The sequence below is a fragment of the Parahoeflea halophila genome (assembly GCF_900220985.1).
GTDB lineage: Bacteria > Pseudomonadota > Alphaproteobacteria > Rhizobiales > Rhizobiaceae > Hoeflea > Hoeflea halophila.
In genome coordinates, this window is record NZ_OCPC01000002.1 from 453,643 (window position 1) to 473,486 (window position 19,844).

20 protein-coding genes are annotated in these 19,844 nt (G+C 62.0%); 19 read left to right on the top strand and 1 reads right to left on the bottom strand.

From position 1 onward, the window contains the following. Window positions 1-21 precede the first annotated feature (21 nt). Window positions 22-741, top strand: a complete 720-nt coding sequence (locus CRO46_RS09525) for a sulfite exporter TauE/SafE family protein (RefSeq protein WP_425479262.1) — start codon at window positions 22-24, stop codon at window positions 739-741. Between the two features lie 415 nt (window positions 742-1,156). Here the strand turns inward: CRO46_RS09525 and CRO46_RS09535 are convergent, their stop codons facing one another. After that, entirely contained in the window at window positions 1,157-1,960 is an 804-nt protein-coding gene (locus CRO46_RS09535; RefSeq protein WP_097107252.1) for an undecaprenyl-diphosphate phosphatase, read from the bottom strand. Between the two features lie 188 nt (window positions 1,961-2,148). Here CRO46_RS09535 and CRO46_RS09540 point away from each other — a divergent pair, with 188 nt between their 5' ends. The 18 genes from CRO46_RS09540 (at window position 2,149) to ybaK (ending at window position 19,838) form a co-directional block, all read left to right on the top strand. Beyond that, window positions 2,149-2,841 (top strand): glutathione S-transferase family protein, encoded by a 693-nt coding sequence (locus CRO46_RS09540; RefSeq protein WP_097107254.1) that lies wholly within the window; start codon window positions 2,149-2,151, stop codon window positions 2,839-2,841. A gap of 4 nt (window positions 2,842-2,845) precedes the next feature. Further along, the gene (gene queG, locus CRO46_RS09545) at window positions 2,846-4,081 is read left to right on the top strand and encodes a tRNA epoxyqueuosine(34) reductase QueG (RefSeq protein WP_097107256.1); all 1,236 of its coding nucleotides are present in this window, start codon (window positions 2,846-2,848) and stop codon (window positions 4,079-4,081) included. Continuing rightward, on the top strand, window positions 4,078-4,950 hold the full coding sequence (locus CRO46_RS09550; RefSeq protein ID WP_097107258.1) for an SDR family oxidoreductase: 873 nt from the start codon (window positions 4,078-4,080) through the stop codon (window positions 4,948-4,950). The genes queG and CRO46_RS09550 overlap by 4 nt, the downstream gene beginning before the upstream one ends. A gap of 104 nt (window positions 4,951-5,054) precedes the next feature. After that, entirely contained in the window at window positions 5,055-5,438 is a 384-nt protein-coding gene (locus CRO46_RS09555; RefSeq protein WP_425479263.1) for a septal ring lytic transglycosylase RlpA family protein, read from the top strand. 191 nt (window positions 5,439-5,629) lie between these two features. Then, the gene (locus CRO46_RS09560; RefSeq protein ID WP_097107260.1) at window positions 5,630-6,937 is read left to right on the top strand and encodes an acetylornithine deacetylase/succinyl-diaminopimelate desuccinylase family protein; all 1,308 of its coding nucleotides are present in this window, start codon (window positions 5,630-5,632) and stop codon (window positions 6,935-6,937) included. 37 nt (window positions 6,938-6,974) lie between these two features. Next, window positions 6,975-8,465 carry an ABC transporter substrate-binding protein gene (locus CRO46_RS09565; protein WP_097107261.1) on the top strand — a complete coding sequence of 497 codons (1,491 nt, stop codon included), beginning with the start codon at window positions 6,975-6,977 and terminating at the stop codon, window positions 8,463-8,465. A 70-nt stretch (window positions 8,466-8,535) separates the two neighbouring features. Then, window positions 8,536-9,486, top strand: a complete 951-nt coding sequence (locus CRO46_RS09570; RefSeq protein WP_097107263.1) for an ABC transporter permease — start codon at window positions 8,536-8,538, stop codon at window positions 9,484-9,486. After that, window positions 9,483-10,340 (top strand): ABC transporter permease, encoded by an 858-nt coding sequence (locus tag CRO46_RS09575; protein ID WP_097107265.1) that lies wholly within the window; start codon window positions 9,483-9,485, stop codon window positions 10,338-10,340. The genes CRO46_RS09570 and CRO46_RS09575 overlap by 4 nt, the downstream gene beginning before the upstream one ends. Further along, on the top strand, window positions 10,340-11,950 hold the full coding sequence (locus tag CRO46_RS09580; RefSeq protein WP_097107266.1) for an ABC transporter ATP-binding protein: 1,611 nt from the start codon (window positions 10,340-10,342) through the stop codon (window positions 11,948-11,950). Before CRO46_RS09575 ends, CRO46_RS09580 begins: the two co-directional genes overlap by 1 nt. Window positions 11,951-11,970: 20 nt before the next feature. Continuing rightward, a complete protein-coding gene (locus tag CRO46_RS09585) occupies window positions 11,971-13,437 on the top strand; it encodes an aldehyde dehydrogenase family protein (RefSeq protein ID WP_097107702.1) in 1,467 nt (488 codons plus the stop codon). Between the two features lie 20 nt (window positions 13,438-13,457). Next, entirely contained in the window at window positions 13,458-14,204 is a 747-nt protein-coding gene (locus CRO46_RS09590) for an SDR family oxidoreductase (protein WP_097107268.1), read from the top strand. A gap of 180 nt (window positions 14,205-14,384) precedes the next feature. Then, window positions 14,385-15,677, top strand: a complete 1,293-nt coding sequence (locus CRO46_RS09595; RefSeq protein ID WP_097107269.1) for an RsmB/NOP family class I SAM-dependent RNA methyltransferase — start codon at window positions 14,385-14,387, stop codon at window positions 15,675-15,677. A 79-nt stretch (window positions 15,678-15,756) separates the two neighbouring features. Next, window positions 15,757-16,221 (top strand): TspO/MBR family protein, encoded by a 465-nt coding sequence (locus CRO46_RS09600; RefSeq protein ID WP_097107271.1) that lies wholly within the window; start codon window positions 15,757-15,759, stop codon window positions 16,219-16,221. Window positions 16,222-16,297: 76 nt separating this feature from the next. Beyond that, entirely contained in the window at window positions 16,298-16,747 is a 450-nt protein-coding gene (locus tag CRO46_RS09605) for a PaaI family thioesterase (RefSeq protein WP_097107273.1), read from the top strand. Beyond that, the gene (locus tag CRO46_RS09610; protein ID WP_097107275.1) at window positions 16,744-17,376 is read left to right on the top strand and encodes a 5'-methylthioadenosine/S-adenosylhomocysteine nucleosidase; all 633 of its coding nucleotides are present in this window, start codon (window positions 16,744-16,746) and stop codon (window positions 17,374-17,376) included. The genes CRO46_RS09605 and CRO46_RS09610 overlap by 4 nt, the downstream gene beginning before the upstream one ends. A gap of 9 nt (window positions 17,377-17,385) precedes the next feature. Continuing rightward, window positions 17,386-18,957 carry a glutamine-hydrolyzing GMP synthase gene (guaA, locus tag CRO46_RS09615; RefSeq protein ID WP_097107277.1) on the top strand — a complete coding sequence of 524 codons (1,572 nt, stop codon included), beginning with the start codon at window positions 17,386-17,388 and terminating at the stop codon, window positions 18,955-18,957. A 48-nt stretch (window positions 18,958-19,005) separates the two neighbouring features. Then, window positions 19,006-19,353 (top strand): ArsC family reductase, encoded by a 348-nt coding sequence (locus CRO46_RS09620; RefSeq protein ID WP_097107278.1) that lies wholly within the window; start codon window positions 19,006-19,008, stop codon window positions 19,351-19,353. A gap of 11 nt (window positions 19,354-19,364) precedes the next feature. Beyond that, window positions 19,365-19,838 (top strand): Cys-tRNA(Pro) deacylase, encoded by a 474-nt coding sequence (gene ybaK / locus CRO46_RS09625; RefSeq protein WP_097107280.1) that lies wholly within the window; start codon window positions 19,365-19,367, stop codon window positions 19,836-19,838. Window positions 19,839-19,844: the final 6 nt, after the last annotated feature.

Genomic DNA, 19,844 nt, shown 5'->3' on the forward strand with positions numbered 1-19,844 from the left:
GGGCTGGATGGCTGGGCGGCGATTGTCCTGGTCACGGCCAGCTTCTTCACCTCGGCGCTGACCGTGTCGGTCGGCATTGGCGGCGGTGTCGCGCTGCTTGCCCTCATGGGCTATCTCGCCCCCGTCGCGGCCATCATACCGGTTCACGGCGTGGTGCAGCTTGGCTCCAATGTGGGACGGGCGGCTATGCTCCGCGACCAAGTTGCCTGGAGTTGCCTCGCGGCTTTCTTCATCGGTGCTGTTCCAGGCGCCTGGGCCGGCGGCAGCGTTGTCGGCGCGCTCTCCGATTCGGCGCTCAAGGCAGCCCTTGGTGGCTTCATCCTGGTGATAACCTGGATGCGGCTTCCGCGTCTGGCCGCGATAAGGCTGCCGGGATTTGCACTCACCGGAGCCATTACCACTTTCCTGACGATGATCTTTGGTGCGACAGGCCCGTTCAATGCCGTTGTCCTGTCCAAGAACTTTCCCGAAAGGTTGCGGTTCCAGGCCACAACGGCGGCGGTGATGAGTCTGCAGCATCTGGTCAAGACCGCGGCTTTCGCGCTGGCAGGTTTCGCCTTCGGTCCGTGGTTGCCGCTCATCGCGGCGATGATTCTCACCGGGCTGGCCGGTACCTGGGTCGGAACCCACATATTGCGGAAAACCCCGGAAAGCCGATTTCGGCTGATTTTCAAGATCTGTCTTACAGTGCTCGCGCTCGATCTGATCCGCCGGAGTGTTGCCGGAATGGCGCATGGTTAGCAATGATTTAAGGTTCAGCCGCTTTATTGGTGGCTATTAAGGAATCGGGCTTGAACCAACCATCAGAGCCGGGTAGATCGCGCCTCTGCCCGGGCGGAAAGCCTCGAAAGTTTCCCCTGCGAGGAACATTTTGGCCACCAGACCATTTGGCCAAATGCAGCATTCAGTGCCAATAGGACCAGGACATCAGATTATGGGTAAAACAGTCGTTTCCGCGTTTGCTTTCGCTATTGTGGTGATCCTGTCTGCGTCGGCTTTTGCACCGCGCAGCGTTGCCCATTCGTCGAATGGCTGCACGCCGGCCTATGGTGTTGACCCCTGTGCTCGCCAAGCGATGGTGAAGTAACATTTCCTCAGAGTGCCGCTGGCCGGATCCAAGGAACCAGCGGCTCTGCAGCCTCTTCGCTGCTCCGGCTTAGCCCATCAGCCATAGTCCGATAAGCCCCAGGCTCCCCACGACAATTCGCCACCAGCCAAATAGCGCGAAGCCGTGCCGGGAGACAAAGTCGAGCAGCCAGCGCACGACAACGACGCCTGCGATGAATGCCATGACGAAACCGACGATGATGGTCACCACATCGTCCTGGGCCAGCTTGTCGTAATTCCTGTACAGATCGAGCGTAAAGGCGCCAGCCATGGTCGGCATGGCCAGGAAAAACGAAAACTCAGCCGCCGAGCGCTTGTCGGCACCCATCAGCAGGGCTCCGGCAATGGTGGCGCCCGATCGTGATGTGCCCGGCACCATGGCCAGGCATTGGCACAGGCCGATCTTGAATGCCAGGGAGAGGGGATAATCCATCACATTGGTGTATTTGGGTTTCAGCTTCATCCGGTCGATGACCAGAAGGATGACGCCGCCCCCGATCAGCACCCAGCAGATTAGCGCGGTGGATTCAAACAGCACCGACTTGATGAAACCGTGTGCCAGAGCGCCGATCACGGCTGCCGGCAGGAAAGCCAGAAGGATCGCGCCGACAAAATGCCGCGCCTTTGCGCTCGAAGGAAGCGAGGTGGCGAGAATCCACAGGCGGGAAAAATAAACCGACAGAATCGCGAGAATGGCGCCCAGTTGCACCAGCACTTCAAAACTGTTGCCCGGTGACTTGAATCCCATGAAATGACCTGCCAGCAACAAATGGGCTGTCGAGGAAACCGGAATGAATTCCGTGAGACCTTCGATGAGGCCGAGCATGGCCCCCGCAATTGTCGTTTCATTCATGCTGGAACGTCCTGTTTTGCAACAATGGCAGCCGGTGGCCTTCGGATTGCCCGGTTTTCTGACAAGTCTTCTCTGACATCTGATCAGTGATTCGCTTGTCTTGCGGTGGGTCAGTCCCTATAGCTCTATTTCCCGGAACCTGACCAGTCCCGCGCACCGGCGCCAACGCAAACACGTTCAGCTTCACGATGCCCGTATTATATCACCACACCATCTCTGCCCCGTCCCGATTCGTTCGGGTCTGTTTCAGCGAGGTTGGCTTTGCCGCCGAGCTGGTGGAGGAGCAGCCCTGGGAAAAGCGTCCGGACTTTCTCAAGATCAATCCGGCCGGAACCGTGCCGGTCTGTGTCACCGACAATGGCCACGCCCTGTGCGGACCGCATATCATTGCCGAGTGGATCGACGAATCCTTTGGTGTCTTCAAACGCGACCGCCGGCTGCTCGCTGAAGATCCGTTCCAGCGCGCCGAAATCCGGCGCCTGGTCGAGTGGTTTCTGATCAAGTTCGAGCAGGACGTGGTGCGTCCGCTGGTCCGCGAGCGCATCATCAAGCTGCAACTGCCGACAAGCCAGGGTGGCGGCTCACCCGATCCCAAGATGCTCCGCGCCGGGCGTTCCAATATCCGGCAGCACATGAAATACCTGTCCTGGCTTGCCGGGTCCCGTGCCTGGCTCGCAGGTGACCGGCTGAGCTATGCCGATCTGGCCGCCGCATCGGCGTTGTCGGTGATGGATTATCTCGGCGAGATCGACTGGAACGAACACCCGCAAGCCAAGGACTGGTATCAGCGGGTCAAATCCCGCCCCTCGTTCCGGCCCCTGCTGGCAGACCGGGTCCGCAATTTGCCGCCGGTCGCCCATTACGCCGACCTCGATTTCTAGGCTGATGACCGGCGCAAGCCATACCCGGTCGGTCCCGCCAGCTGAGGCGAATCCCGTCAGGACCGTGCAGCAAGGCAAACGGCTGAGAGCTTTTCTCGCGGCCGAGGCCGAGCGGCTCGGTTTCTGTGCTTGTGCCGTCGCTCCGGCGGTTGCCGAGCCGATTCTGCGTCAGCGGTTGAGCGAATTCGTTTCGCTTGGCCGCCACGGGTCAATGGAATGGCTGCCCGAAACTCTGGGCCGCCGCGCCGATCCGCAGGTCCTTTGGCCGGAGGCGCGGTCGGTGGTCGTGCTGGCGATGAATTACGGACCCGATGACGATCCGCTCGAAAACCACGCCCGCAAGGACAGGGCCACTATCTCGGTCTACGCCCGCAACCGCGACTACCACGACGTCATTAAGGGCAAGATGAAGGAGCTGGCTGCGAAGTTTGCCTCCCGCGCCGGCGGCGACGTCAAGGTTTTTGTTGACACCGCGCCGGTGATGGAGAAGCCGCTGGCACAGGCGGCAGGCCTCGGCTGGATCGGCAAGCACACAAATCTGGTCAGCCGCAGCCACGGCTCCTGGATCTTCCTGAGTTCGATCTTCACCACCGTTGATCTGGGGATCGATAAGGCGGAAATCGACCATTGCGGCTCTTGCCGTGCCTGTCTCGATGCCTGTCCGACCAATGCCTTCCCCGCACCCTACCAGATCGACGCGCGGCGCTGCATTTCCTATCTCACCATCGAGAACAAGGGTCCGATCCCGCTCGAGTTCCGCAAGCCGATTGGCAACCGGGTCTATGGCTGCGACGATTGCCTGGCGGTCTGCCCGTGGAACAAATATGCCAAATCCGCAAACGAGGCCAAGCTGATCGCCCGCGAGGATCTCCGCTCGCCGCCTCTGGCGGATTTTCTGGCCATGGATGATGCCGCGTTTCGGGCCTTTTTCTCCGGCTCACCGGTCAAGCGCATCGGCCGCGACCGGTTTCTGCGCAATGTGCTGATCGCGGCGGGTAACAGCGCTGACCAGACATTGGTGCCCGCCTGCGAAGTCTTGCTGCAAGATGCCTCGCCACTGGTTCGTGGAGCTGCCATCTGGGCGCTGTCGCAATTGGCCGAGCCCGGGCATATGCAGCAACTCTCCGGCAGCTTGGGCGACGAGCCTGATGATCAGGTCAAAGCCGAATGGCAACTTGCGCTTACAGGCAGCGGCACACCGGAACCGGCCAAACAGGACAACACGGGACTGACGCGATGAGATTGATGATTTTCGGTGCCGGGTTTTCCGGCCTTGCCATTGCGCGTGAACTTGCCGGCGAGTGCGTTTCTGCCGGCGGCACCACCCGTAGCCACGAACGATTCACCGCACTCGAAGATGCCGGGCTGACGCCCTTTATCTTTGAGGGCCAGTCCTTGTTGGACGATCTCGTCGTCGCAACGCGCGAAACCACCCACCTGGTGATGTCGATCTCGCCCGATGCGGCCGGAGATCCGCTTTTGCAGCTGTTTTCCGAAGGTCTGCGCACATCGATGCCGCATCTGGAATGGATCGGCTATCTCTCTACCGTCGGAGTCTATGGCGATCACGGGGGCGCGTGGGTGGATGAAGACACGCCCTGCCGGCCAAAGTCCAGGCGCTCGATCGCCCGGCTGGCGGCCGAAGAAGGCTGGACGCGGCTCGCCGCGGAGGCCGGAACACCGCTAGCCATCATTCGCCTGTCCGGCATCTATGGCCCGGGGCGCAATGCGCTCAGGACCATGCAGCAGGGCAAGGCCCGTCGTCTGATCAAACCGGGACAAGTGTTCAACCGCATCCACGTATCCGACATCGGCGGCGCCACCGCGCTGCTGGCTAGGCAGAGGCTCGGCGGCATCTACAACGTTACCGACGACAACCCGGCCCCGCCACAGGACGTGGTCAGCGAGGCAGCGCGCCTCATCGGCGTCGAGCCGCCCGCGGAGATCGACTTCGAGACCGCCGAGCTGTCGCCAATGGCGCGGTCCTTCTATGGTGAGAACAAGCGTGTCTCCAACGCCCGGATCAAGCAGGCGGGTTACGGGTTTCTGTATCCCGACTACCATGCCGGGCTCGCTGCCCTGTATGCAGAGGGTTCCTGGCAGGATTAATTCTGCCCCGTTGCAACAAAACGCAACAAGAAGTGATTTTCGAAACCTTGTTTTGGCCCGGTTTGGCCTTCAACAACCGGCGCGAGACCAAAAGGGATAGAAAATTGACTCCAACAAAACTCAACGCACCACTCGTCGGATTGTTCCTCGCCGCTTTCATTATTGTCGCAGCCACGCTCGCATCGATCAGCCAGGCCTCCGCCGCGGGCCCGTCATGCGGCCGGGCATCATGGTATGCGTTGACCTCCAAGACCGCTTCAGGCGAGCGCATGGATCCCTCCAAGCTCACCGCTGCACATCCACGTCTGCGCTTCGGCACAAAAGTCGAGGTGGTCAACCAGCGCAACGGCAAGTCCGTGGTCGTCCGCATCAATGACCGTGGCCCGTTTATCAAGGGTCGCATCATCGATGTCTCCAAGGCGGCCGCCGGCCACATCGGAATGATCAAGTCCGGCGTCGAAAAAGTCTGCTATCGCGTCATTTCCTGATCTGCGGATCCGGGATCTGGTTATCTGCAAAAAGCTCCCATTTGACCGAGATCGGCCCTAATCCGCTTGCCAGCTCCGAATGTCTCGCTATTGTGACGCGAGATGTATGTATTCAAGGGGTTACAGCGCTGCATGGCATTGTGCAAACGCTCGTCGTTTGAGCAACAGCCTGGCTTTGCTGGGAGCAAGCCATGACCGAAACCGCAGAACTTGGCGGGCGGCAGCACGCCCTGGCAACCGAAATCGCCGGCCGACGCGATGATCTTGTGGCGCTGACCCAGGATCTGATACGCATACCGACGCTCAACCCGCCCGGCGATTTCTACCAGGACATCTGCGAATATCTCGCCCGACGTCTTGAGAAATCCGGCTTCGAGGTCAAATTGCTGCGCGCCGTGGGCACGCCCGGCGACAGCGAACGGCATCCGCGCTGGAATGTGATCTGCCGCCGCGAAGGCGGCCGCTCCGGTCCCTGCGTGCATTTCAATTCCCATATCGATGTCGTGTCGACCGGCGCCGGCTGGACCTTCGATCCGTTTGGCGGAACCGTGTCGGACGGCAAAATCTATGGCCGCGGCGCCTGCGACATGAAAGGCGGGCTTGCTGCCTCGATCGTCGCGGCGGAAGCCTTTGTCGCCAAGTTCCCGGATTATCCCGGCGCGATCGAGATTTCCGGTACGGCCGACGAGGAAACCGGCGGCTATGGCGGCGTCGCCTGGCTTGCCGAGCAGGGCTATTTCTCGCCCGAGCGCGTCCAGCACGTGATTATCCCCGAGCCGCTCAACAAGGACCGCATCTGCCTCGGTCACCGCGGCGTCATGTGGGCCCAGATCAAGACCCATGGCCGCATCGCCCACGGATCGATGCCGTTTCTGGGTGATTGCGCCGTCCGTCACATGGGCGCTGTCGTCTCCGAAATGGAAACCTCGCTGTTCCCGGCGCTTGCGAAGAGAAACACCGTCATGCCGGTGGTTCCCGATGGAGCGCGCCAATCGACCATGAACATCAACTCGTTGCATGGCGGTCAGGCCGAGCCGGACCCGGATTTCACCGGCTTTCCCTCGGCTTGCGTGCCTGATGAGGCCCGCATGGTCATCGACCGGCGTTACCTGATCGAGGAGAAGGCAGAGGACGTGCGCGAGGAGATCATCTCACTGCTCGAGCGCGTCAAGGCCGAGCGGAAAGACTTTCGCTATGATTTCGAGGAGCTCTGGCAGGTCAGCCCGACAATGACTTCAGTCGAGGCGCCAGTGGTCAAGGCGGTTGAACGCGGCATTCGCTCGGCGCTGGCTTGCGAGCCGGTGCATGTCGTCTCGCCCGGCACCTACGATCAGAAACATATTGACCGCATTGGACGCTTGAAAGACTGTATCGCCTATGGCCCCGGCATTCTCGACCTGGCGCACCAGTCAGACGAGTATGTCGGGATCGACGACATGGTTGATTCAGCGAAGGTGATGGCTTTTGCATTGGACGATCTACTGCACGGACGCGCGTAAGACGTCAGCCGTGCCAACGGGAGCGAAGGGAACGAACATGACAAACAAACCGATTGCGGCGGCAGCCGTCTCACTGCTGGCCCTGGGACTGGCGCTGGGTGTCACGCCGGCGGCTGCGGCCAGGATGGATGCGACCATCGGCATGCAGCTCGAGCCACCGAACCTTGATCCGACCGGCGGCGCGGCCGCTGCCATCGATGAGGTGGTCTATGCCAACGTCTTTGAGGGCCTAACCCGGTTTGGCGCCGATGGGTCGATCCTGCCGGCGCTGGCCAAGAGCTGGGAGATTTCCGACGACGGCCTGACCTACACCTTCATGCTCAATGAAGGCGTCAAGTTCCACGACGGGACGGATTTCGATGCAGAGGACGTCAAGTTCTCGCTCGACCGCGCCCGCGCCGATGATTCGACCAATGCCCAGAAGGCGCTGTTTGCTGACATCGCCTCGGTCGATGTGGTCGATCCCGCCACCGTCAAGGTGACCCTGTCCAAGCCGAACGGCTCGTTCCTGTTCAACATGGCCTGGGGTGATGCGGTCATCGTCGCGCCGGAATCGGCCGCCGACAACGCTGCCAAGCCGGTCGGAACCGGTCCCTTTAAGCTTAACGAATGGGTCAAGGGCGACCGTGTCGAACTTGGCCGTTACGACGGTTACTGGGGCACCCCGGTCAAGCTCGACAAGGTGACCTTCAAGTTCATTTCCGACCCGACAGCGGCCTTTGCCGCGATGATGGCTGACGATATCGATGCCTATCCCACCTTTCCGGCACCGGAAAACCTTGTTCAGTTTGAAAGCGACCCGCGCTTTGAAGTGATCATCGGTTCGTCCGAGGGTGAAACCATTCTCGCCATGAACAACAAGCAGGCGCCGCTTGACAACGTCAAGGTGCGTCAGGCCGTCGCCCACGCTATCGATCGCCAGGCGATCATCGACGGCGCCATGTTCGGCTACGGCACGCCGATCGGGACGCATTTCGCGCCGCACAACCCGGCCTATGTCGATCTGACGGCCCAGTCGGCCTATGATCCCGAAAAATCGAAAGCACTGCTCGCGGAAGCCGGCGTCAGCGACCTGACCCTGTCGCTGAAACTGCCTCCGCCAAGCTATGCCCGACGCGGCGGTGAAATCATCGCCGCGCAGTTGCGTGACGTCGGCATTGAGACCGAGATCACCAATGTGGAATGGGCACAATGGCTGGACGACGTTTTCAAGGCCAAAAATTTCGACCTGACCATCGTCTCGCACACCGAGCCGATGGACATCGGTATCTACGGCCGCGATGACTACTACTTCCAGTATGGCGATGCGGACTTCAAGGCGATCATGGCTGATCTCGACAAGGCCACCGATCCGGCAAAGCGCACCGAGCTGATGCAGGCTGCGCAGAAGAAGATCGCTGACGACTATGTCAACGGCTACCTCTTCCAGCTGGCCCGCACCGGTGTCTCAAATGCCAAGCTCAAGGGCATCTGGCCCAACTCGCCGACCCAGGCCAACGACATGACCGGTGTCTACTGGGAAGACTGAGACCTGAGATGACGGCCGTGGCCGGGCGCGTTCCCGGCCATCGTGCCATCATGTCCCTGGATGATGCCCAATGACCGCCTATCTCCTGCGGCGCTTTCTCTCCCTGTCGCTCAGCCTCGTTGCAGCCAGCCTTGTCATCTTCCTGGTCATGGAAGTGGTGCCGGGAGACCCGGCTTCGTTCATGATGGGGATCAATGCCGACCCTCAGGCCGTCGCCGCACTGCGCACACAGCTCGGTCTCGATGAGCCGCTGCCCCTGCGCTATCTTGGCTGGGTCGCAGGCTTGCTGCAGGGCGATTTCGGAGTTTCCTACACCTACCGGGTTCCGGTTTCCGAGTTGATCGCCGAACGCGTGATGATCTCGCTACCGCTGACACTCTATGCGCTGGCACTGTCGACGCTGATTGCCTTTCCGGCAGGCATCCTGGCCGCCTCGCGGCGCAACTCCGCTGCAGACCTGTCGGTGATGGGCGCCACCCAGCTTGGCGTCGCAATTCCCAATTTCTGGTTCGCGATGATCCTGGTGCTGGTCTTTGCGATCAACCTGCGCTGGTTCTCGGCCGGTGGCTTTCCCGGTTGGGACGCCGGCTTCTGGCCTGCGATCAAGGCACTGACCTTGCCGGCCATTGCGCTCGCCCTGCCGCAGGCCTCGATCCTGGCGCGGGTAATGCGATCTTCGCTGATCGATACGCTCAACGAGGATTTCATGCGCACCGCCCGTGCCAAGGGGCTGAGCCGGGGCCAGGCGTTGCGCCGTCATGCGCTGCGCAATGCGCTGATCCCGGTGCTGACCATCATCGGTCTGCAATTCTCCTTCCTGCTTGCCGGCGGCATCATCATCGAAAACGTCTTCTATCTGCCGGGGCTGGGCCGGCTTGCGTTCCAGGCCATCACCCAGCGCGATCTCATCGTTGTCCGCTCGGTGGTCATCCTTCTGGTCTTCGCCGTAATTGTCGTCACCTTTCTGGTCGATCTCGCCTATGCGCTGGCCGACCCGCGACTGCGCAGGCGCCGCACATGACCGCAGCTTCTCCCGATCGTTCCTTCCTGCGCGCAGCACTTGGCCATCCGGCCTTTGTTATCGGGTTTGCGCTGTCGCTGCTGTTCATTGCGCTGGCGCTGGTCTCCTTCGTCTGGACGCCGTTCGATCCAACGAAACTCGCCATCGCCAACAAGCTGAAGACTCCAACATTCGAGCACTGGTTCGGCACCGATCATTTCGGGCGCGACATGTTCTCGATGATCATGGTCGGCGCCCGCGTGTCGATCGCGGTGGCCTTTGTTGCCGTCGGCATCGGCATGCTCATCGGCGTGCCGCTGGGGCTCTATGCGGCGGCGCGCAGGGGCAGCCTGGTCGACGAAGTCATCATGCGCGGCAATGACCTTGTCTTCGCCTTCCCGTCATTGCTGCTGGCGATCATGATCACCGCGGTGTTCGGCCCCGGCGCGGTCAACGCCATCATCGCCATCGGCATTTTCAATGTCCCGGTCTTCGCCCGGCTGGCGCGCGGGGCGGCGCTCTCGCTGTGGACCCGGGATTTTGTCCTCGCCGCCCGCGTCGCCGGCAAGACCAGGGCCCGCATTTCCGCCGAGCACATCCTTCCCAACATCGCCAACCTGCTGATCGTCCAGGGCACCATCCAGTTTTCGCTCGCCATTCTTGCCGAAGCAGCCCTTGCCTATGTCGGTCTTGGCGCGCAACCGCCGCTGCCGAGCTGGGGCCGCATGCTGGCCGATGCCCAGACGCTGATCTCGCTGGCACCGCACATGGCCCTGTTTCCCGGCTTTGCCATCATCATCACCGTGCTCGGCCTCAACCTGATGGGCGACGGGCTGCGTGACCTGTTTGATCCCAAACTGAGGCGGGGGCGCTGATGCCGGTGCTCTCCATCTCCGGTCTGAAGGTCGATATTCACGGCAACACCGTGTTGCACGATATCGACCTGACACTCGACCCCGGCCAGATCCTCGGCGTGGTCGGTGAATCCGGTTCCGGCAAATCGATGACGGCCCTGTCGGTGATGCAATTGCTGCCGCACGGCAGTGAGTGGTCCGGGAGGATCGAGGTGGCAGGCACCGATCTTGCGACACTCGACGAACCTGCTTTGTGCCAGATGCGTGGCCGCGATGTCGGCCTGATCTTTCAGGAGCCGATGACGGCGCTCAATCCGGTGCGCACCATCGGTGACCAGGTGGCCGAAACCGTCCGCATCCACACTGGCGCCAGCCGCCGCGAAGCGTTTGCAATCGCCCGCGAGATGCTCAACCGCGTCGGCCTCGGGGAGGACCGGTTCCCGCTCGACCGCTTTCCACATGATCTGTCGGGCGGCCAGCGCCAGCGGGTGGTGATCGCGCAGGCCATCGCGCTCCGGCCCAAGCTGCTGATCGCCGACGAACCCACCACCGCGCTGGATGTCACCACCCAGGCGCAGATCCTCGACCTGCTCAAGCAGCTGGTGCGCGAGGAGAACATGGGACTGATGCTGATCACCCATGATCTGGCTGTCGTCGCAGGCTTGGCGGACAAGATCGCGATCATGAAGGACGGCGAAATCGTCGAAGCCGGGCCGACGCGCGAGATATTCACTGCCATGCGCCACCCCTACACGCGGGCACTGTTTTCCGCGTCCGCCCATGTGCCTGAGCGCGGCCGCAAGACCGAGCCCGGCGATATTCCGGTGCTGTCGGTTGAGAACGTGGTCCGCGATTACCAGCAGCCGCGCCGCAACCTGTTCGTCAAGCCGCCGCCGTTCCGCGCCGTTGACCATGTCAGCTTCGAGATTTCCCACGGTGAAAATGTAGGGCTGGTGGGCGAATCCGGCTGCGGAAAATCCACCCTGGCCCGCTCGATCCTGGCGCTCGACGGGTTGCAGGGCGGTGACATCCGCCTCAATGGCCACGTCTTCACCAGTGCCGGCGAAGGGCCGCATCCGGAGCTGCGGGCGCGGATGCAGGTGGTGTTTCAGGACCCCTACGGCTCCTTCAACCCGCGTCACCGGGTTCGAAGACTCGTTACGGAGCCGTTCCATCTGGTCAGGGATCCGCCGCGTGGCACCGAACTCGAGCGTCGCATCGACCGGGCGCTCACCGAAGTCGGCTTGTCGTCGAGTGACGCCGACAAGTACATTCACGAGTTTTCCGGCGGCCAGCGCCAGCGCATCGCCATCGCCCGGGCGCTGATCATTGAGCCGGCTTTGATTGTTCTCGACGAGGCCGTCTCGGCGCTCGACGTGTCGATCCGCGCCCAGATCCTCGATCTGCTTGCAGGCTTGTCCGACCGGCTGGATCTGTCCTATCTGTTCATCTCGCATGATTTGTCGGTCGTTCGCGCCATCACCGACCGGGTGCTGGTGATGAAGGACGGCAAGATCGTCGAGCAGGGCGAAACCGAAAGCGTGTTTCGTAATCCGCAGCATCCCTATACGCAAAGACTGGTGGCGGCGACGCCATCGCTGGAAGCAGCACTTGCTGCGCCGGCAAATTGACAGTGAAGAAAGGACGAGCCGTGAGCGAGCTTCTCGACGCCGGGTTTGACACCAGCCAGTGCCTGATCGGCGGGCGATGGATTGGCGCCAGCGGCGGCAGGACGCTTCCCGTGGAAGATCCCTCGACGGGTCACGAGATCGGCCGCATTGCCCGCGGCGGAAAGGCCGAGATCGAGGCGGCGGTCGATGCGGCGCAAACCGCACGTAACGGCGCGTGGGGGCAGATGCCCGCTGCCGAGCGCGGCCGCCTGCTTGCAAAGATCGGCCGGGCGGTGGAAGAGAACATCGAGTGGCTGGCCAAGCTCGAAGCCCATGATGTCGGAAAGCCGCTGACCCAGGCCCGCGCCGATGCCCGGGCGCTTGCGCGATATCTCGAATTCTATGGCGGCGCCGCTGACAAGATGCACGGTGAAACCATCCCCTATCTGGGGGATTACACTGTTTTCACCCTGCGCGAGCCGCACGGGGTGACCGGCCACATCATTCCCTGGAACTACCCGATGCAGATCCTCGGCCGCTCGGTCGGTGCTGCGCTGACCATGGGCAATGCCGCGGTCCTGAAGCCGGCTGAAGAAGCCTCATTGACGGCTCTGGCCTTTGCCCGCATCGCTATGGAATGCGGGCTGCCTGCCGGCGCGCTCAACGTCGTGCCGGGACTGGGCGAAGAAGCCGGCGCGGCACTTTGTGCCCATCCCGGCGTCAATCACATCTCCTTCACCGGCTCGCTCGAGACCGGACGCAAGATCCAGCAGGCCGCGGCCCAGAACGTAATTCCGGTAACGCTGGAACTGGGCGGAAAATCGCCGCAGATTGTCTTCGGCGATGCGGATCTCGACCGCGCCCTGCCGTTTCTGGTCAATGCCGGCATCCAGAATGCCGGCCAGACCTGTTCGGCCTCCTCGCGCATATTGGTCGAGGCCTCGCGTCATGACGAAGTGGTGCGGCTGATGAGCGAGCGCTACAGGGCATTGACAGTCGGTGCGGCAATCGAAGATCAGTCCGTCGGGCCGCTGATTTCGGAGCGCCAGAAGAACATCGTCCAGGGCTTCCTCGCCGAAGCCGATGAAGACGGGCTTGCCCCGGTGGCCGAGGGTCAAATGCCCAAATCGGCGCCCATGGGCGGCCATTACGTGCGTCCGACGCTCTATGGCGATGTCGATCCCGGCCATGCCTTGGCCCGCGACGAGATTTTTGGGCCCGTCCAGGTCATCATTCCGTTCCGTGACGAAGAAGAAGCCATCGCGATCGCCAATGGCACCGATTACGGCCTTGTCGCAGGCGTCTGGACCAGGGACGGCGGCCGGCAGATGCGCATGGCCCGCGCCATCCGGTCGGGGCAGGTTTTCGTCAACAATTACGGCGCCGGCGGTGGGGTCGAACTGCCGTTCGGCGGCGTCGGCAAGTCAGGTCACGGCCGTGAGAAGGGTTTTGAGGCGCTTTACGGTTTCTCGGCGCTGAAGACCGTTGCCGTCTGGCACGGGCGCTGACATTTCAAGAGGAGGCAGTCATGAGACTTGAAGGCAAGACCGCGCTGGTGACCGGCGGTGCATCGGGGTTCGGCGCCGGTATCGCTCGCAAATTCCTCGCCGAGGGGGCTCGTGTCGCCATCGCCGACATCAATACCGGTGCAGCTCAGGACCTGGCGTCGGAGCTTGGAGATCAGGCTTTCGCCGCAACCGTGGATGTCTCGAGCAATGACAGCGTCGCTGCCATGGCAAAGACGGTTCTCGAGCGCTTTGGCGGCCTTGACATCCTGGTCAACAATGCTGGCGTTACCCATCTGCCCGCGCCGATGGAGGAGATCAGCGAAGAGGATTTCGACCGGGTTCTGGCGGTCAACGCCAAGTCGGTATTCCTGACGGCGCGCCATTTCGTTCCGGTGATGAAACAAAAAGGCGCAGGCGCCATTCTCAATGTCGCCTCCACCGCCGGCGTCAGCCCGCGACCGCGGCTGAGCTGGTATAATTCATCGAAAGGCTGGATGATCACGGCTACCAAATCGATGGCCGTGGAACTCGCACCGGCGGGCGTGCGCGTCAACGCCATCAACCCGGTGGCTGGCGAGACTCCGCTGCTCAAATCCTTCATGGGTGAGGACACGCCGGAAATCCGCGCCAAGTTCCTCTCGACGATTCCGCTGGGGCGGTTCTCAACCCCCGAAGACATGGCCAATGCCGCCTGTTTCCTCTGCTCCGACGAGGCCTCCATGATCACCGGCGTCGCCATGGAGGTCGATGGCGGCCGCTGTATCTAGGGCAATACAGACAGGAGAATCGCTTGCTATGCGCCACCTGAGCCGCTAGCAGGGAACGACTTGCAGCACCGCGGGCCCGGATGGGGCACGCAGAAGGTGTTGTCAAACCTTGCAAACCGGCATGTGCGGACACGTTCACCTCCATCTCGATGGGCGCATCATGCAATGGGAGATCAAACCATGCGCCTGGGCGGACGCCTGCAAGCAGCCATCGAAGTCCTGACCGATATCGAAACCCGCCACCGGCCGGTTCCGGATGCACTCAAGGACTGGGGCCTGTCGCACCGATTTGCAGGCTCCGGCGATCGGGCGGCGATTTCCAATCTGGTGCATGATGCGCTGAGAATGAAGCTCTCGCATGGCTTCATCATGGACGGGGATACACCCGCCGATCTGGCGGTTGCGACCCTGTTGCGGCAGTGGAACATCACCCCGGAAGAGCTGACCGCCAGTCTCGACGGCGACAAGTTCGCGCCCGAAATTCCGTCGACGGACCACCTCGTCGCCTGCCTGGCGCGTGATCTGTCACAGGCAGAGCCGCATGTTCGCGCCGACATTCCCGAATGGCTGGCAGCCTCGTTCGAGCGTGCCTTTGGCGATCAGTGGGAAGCCGAGGCCCAGGCCATGACTGCCCGTCCGCCGCTCGATCTCAGGGTCAACACGCTTGCGACCGATCGCGATCAGGTGCTGGAAGCCTTCGCCGAGCAGGGCGCGCATGCCACAAGGCTGGCGCCAAACGGCATTCGCATCGAGCCGGGCCTCGGCCCGCAGCGCCAGATCGCCGCCACCAGCGAAGTCAGCTTCGCCCGTGGGTGGTTCGAAATCCAGGACGAGGGCTCGCAACTGGCAGCAGCCCTGGCCGGTGTGTACCCGGGCGAAAAGGTGCTCGATTACTGTGCCGGCGGCGGCGGCAAGTCGCTGGCCTTCGCGGCGATGATGAACAACGAAGGCAGCATCAACGCCTATGATGCCGACCGCCGCCGTCTCGCCCCGATGATCGAGCGCATTCGCCGCGCCGGTGTTGAAATCATCCATGTCAAGGAACGCGCGGCCAACCTCGCCGGTCTCGAAGGCCGCATGGACCGGGTTTTGATCGACGCACCCTGCACCGGCACCGGCACCTGGCGGCGACGCCCGGATGCCAAATGGCGGATTTCGGACAAAAACATTGCCGACCGAACCGCGGATCAGGACAAGGTGCTGGAAGACGCCTCGGTCTTTGTCCGTCCCGGCGGTGAACTGGCCTATGTCACCTGTTCGCTGCTGCCCGAGGAAAACACCGACCGGGTCAAGGCGTTCCTGCAGCGCCATCCGGAATTTGAAACCATCAGCCTCAAGGAGCGTTGGCGCTCTGCTGTGGCCGATGCGGATGCGCCGGTTCCCTATGCCGATCAGAACCTCGGCCTGGTGCTGTCACCCCGCCGCACCGGTACCGATGGCTTCTACTTCGCCGGGTTCCGCCGAAAGGCGTGACCGGGGAAATCGTGCCAGGGGGATGGCAGAACGGACACAGCGCCCTAAGTAACGTCCGCGACCGGCTAGAGGTGGAACGATGAATAAATCGCATGCGCTGACTTTGATCCTGTTTGTGGTCGTGACCGTCGCCGGCGGCAGCCTGATCGGCTATGCCTCGACCCCAGGTCCCTGGTATCAGGAGCTGCAAAAACCGCCGCTCAACCCGCCGAACTGGATCTTCGGTCCGGTCTGGACCACGCTTTACGTGTTCATCGGCATCGCCGGCGCCCGGGTCTTCATCCGCGAACGCGGCACCTGGCTGCCGAAGGTCTGGTTGCTGCAGTTGGTTCTGAACTTTGCCTGGTCACCGGTGTTTTTCTCGCTGCACCGGCCTGACCTGTCGCTGGCGATTCTCCTTGCCATGCTGGTCGCGATCCTTGCGTTCATTGCCTTGGCCTGGAACCGTGACAGACCTTCAGCGCTGCTGTTTCTGCCATACGCCGCCTGGGTCAGCTTTGCCGGCTATCTGAACGCTGCAATCTGGTGGTTGAACCCGCTCTGAGCGGTTCAGTTCGCATATTTAGCTTGCTGTTTGGCCTTCTGCTTGGCACCTTCGCACCTGCGAAAGGAAACACCGCATGAATCAAAGGCCCGACGAGAATTTCCGCGAGCGTGTGACGGCCAGCTTTGCCCGCCAGAACGCCATGCGCACGATCGGCGCCGAACTGACCAAGGTTGAATACGGCATCATCGAGATCGAGATGCCGTTCCGTGAGGACCTGACCCAGCAACATGGTTTCCTGCATGCGGGCATTCTTTCGACGGCGCTTGATTCGGCCTGCGGTTATGCCGCCCTTTCGGTGATGCCTCCGGATGCCGCCGTGCTGACCATCGAGTTCAAGATCAATCTGCTGTCGCCCGGGCGCGGTGATCGCTTCCTGTTTCGCGGCGAGGTAACCAAGCCCGGCAATACCATTATTGTCAGCGACGGGCGCGGCTATGCGATTGCCGACGGCCCGGCCAAGCTGATTGCCTCGATGACCGGAACCATGATGGTGGTGCGGGGACGTGAAGGGATAGACGGATGAACGGCACACTCAAGACAGTTGGAACCCGCCAGGTGCTTTACGTGATGGCGGCGGAGCCGGAATACGGCCCGCACCTGAAGGACCGCTTCGAGCCCCTGATCACCGGCGTCGGTCCGGTTGAAGCGGCGGCGGCGATCGCCGGCTCCCTGGCGCGGATGGACCGGACGCAGCCCGATTGCATCGTCTGCCTTGGTTCCGCCGGGTCCCGCACGCTGGAGCAGACTGGTGTCTACCAGGTCTCGTCGGTCAGCTACCGCGACATGGACGCAAGCCCGCTCGGCTTCGAGAAGGGACGGACTCCGTTTCTCGATTTGCCTGCGGTGCTGCCGATGCCGGAGATTGCCGAAGGTGTGCCCTCGGCGAGCCTTTCAACTGGTGCCAACATCGTCTCGGGCGATGCCTATGATCTGATCGACGCCGATATGGTCGACATGGAAACATTCGCCGTGTTGCGCGCCGCCCACCGCTTTGAGGTGCCGGTGATCGGCCTTCGTGGCATTTCCGACGGCAAGGCCGAGCTCAATCACATCGACGACTGGACCGAATATTTGCATGTGATCGACGAAAAACTCGCCGATGCGGTGGATCGCGTCGAGCAGGCGATTGCATCCGGCGCGGCTTTGGCTTAATCGCTCGCCATGAACGATATCCTTCACACCACTCATCCCGATTCCATCCTGATCATCGATTTCGGCAGTCAGGTGACGCAGCTCATTGCTCGCCGGGTGCGCGAAGCCGGCGTGTATTGCGAAATTGTCCCGTTCCAGCTGGCGGATGAAGGCTTCGAACGAATGCAGCCAAAAGGCGTGATCTTTTCCGGTGGACCGGATTCGGTTACCCGCGAAGGTTCGCCGCGCGCACCGCAGGCAGTGTTTGATTCCGGTGTCCCGATCCTTGCCATCTGCTATGGCCAGCAGACGCTGTGCGTGCAGACCGGCGGCCATGTCGAAGGCGGTCACCACCGCGAATTCGGCCGCGCCGATGTCGAGATCCTGAAGGCTTCGCCTCTGTTCGAAGGTTTCTGGGAAGTCGGCAAGAAATACCCGGTCTGGATGAGCCATGGTGATCGCGTCACCAGGCTGCCGGAAGGCTTCGAGGTGATCGGCACATCGCCGAACGCGCCCTTTGCCATTTCGGTCAACGAGGACAAGCGCTACTACACCACCATGTTTCATCCGGAAGTGGTGCACACCCCCGACGGTGCGAAACTGCTGTCGAACTTCGTGCACAAGATCGTCGGTCTGAAATCCGACTGGTCGATGGCCGCCTATCGCGCCGAAATGGTGCAGAAGATCCGCGACCAGGTCGGCTCTGGCCGGGTCATCTGTGCGCTCTCCGGGGGTGTCGATTCTTCCGTCGCGGCGTTGCTGATCCACGAAGCCATCGGCGATCAGCTCACCTGCATCCTGGTCGATCACGGTCTGATGCGCATGAACGAGGCTGCGGACGTCGTGCAGATGTTCCGCGATCACTACAATCTCAATCTCAAGCTGGTCGATGCCTCGGACCGTTTCATCTCGCAGCTCGAAGGCGAGGCGGATCCGGAAACAAAGCGCAAGACCATCGGCCGGCTGTTCATCGAGGTCTTCGAAGAGGAAGCCAAGAAGATCGGCGGCGCCGATTTCCTCGCCCAGGGCACGCTCTACCCGGACGTGATCGAAAGCGTCTCCTTTTCCGGCGGCCCTTCGGTCACTATCAAGTCGCACCACAATGTCGGCGGCTTGCCCGAGCGCATGAACATGCAGCTGGTCGAGCCATTGCGCGAGTTGTTCAAGGACGAAGTCCGGGTGCTGGGCAAGGAGCTCGGCCTGCCCGACAGCTTCATCGGCCGGCATCCGTTTCCCGGACCGGGCCTCGCCATCCGCTGCCCCGGCGGCATTACCCGCGAGAAGCTCGACATTCTCCGCCAGGCCGACGCGATCTATCTCGACGAGATCCGCAAGGCAGGCCTTTACGACATCATCTGGCAGGCCTTTGCCGTGCTTCTGCCGGTGCAGACCGTCGGTGTCATGGGCGATGGCCGCACCTATGAGTTCGTCTGCGCGCTGCGCGCCGTCACCTCGGTCGACGGCATGACCGCGGATTTCTATCCCTACGACATGGACTTCCTCGGCAAGACCGCGACCCGGATCATCAACGAGGTCAAGGGCATCAACCGCGTCGTCTATGACGTCACTTCCAAGCCCCCCGGCACCATCGAGTGGGAATGAGGCACAGGCGGCGCTGATCGGCTGAAGACAGTGCGGGAGGGACCGGACATGATCGTCACCATCTACGGGATCAAGAACTGCGACACGATGAAGAAGGCGCGTGGGTGGCTCGCCGATCGTTCGATCGAGGCAGATTTCCACGATTACAAGGCGTCCGGAATCGACCGTGCGCATCTCGAGCGCTGGTGCAGTGAGGCCGGTTGGGAGACCGTACTCAATCGTGCCGGCACCACCTTCCGCAAGCTCGATGAGGCCGAAAAGCAGGATCTCGATCAGGAAAAGGCGATCGCGCTGATGCTGGACCAGCCGTCGATGATCAAGCGCCCGGTGCTCGAAGCCGGTGACCGGATCATTGTCGGCTTCAAGCCCGAACGCTACGAGCAGTTCTTCGTCTGAGGAGCTTCAAGATGGCGAAGTCCACCCGCGCCACGCAAACCCTCAGCAAGCTTGGCATCACCTTCACCACCCACAGCTATGACTACGATCCCGATGCCGAAAGCATCGGCTTGCACGCAGCCGACGCGCTCGGAGAGCCGGCCTCGCGGGTCCTCAAGACCCTGATGGCCGAGCTTGATGGAAAGCCGGTTTGCGTGATCCTGCCCTCAGATCGTGAAGTCAGCATGAAAAAGCTGGCGGCAGCCCTTGGCGGCAAGTCGGCGATGATGATGAAGCCGGCGGATGCCGAACGCCTGACCGGCTACCACGTCGGCGGCATCAGCCCCTTCGGCCAGAAAAAACGGGTCCCGACCGCGATCGAAGCCGCCGCTTTGTCGGAACCCTACGTCTTCATCAACGGTGGTCAGCGCGGGTTGCAGGTGCGTCTTGATCCCAATGATGCCCGCCGTGCCCTCAATGCCGTTGCAGCCCCGGTGATGGCCTGACCGACG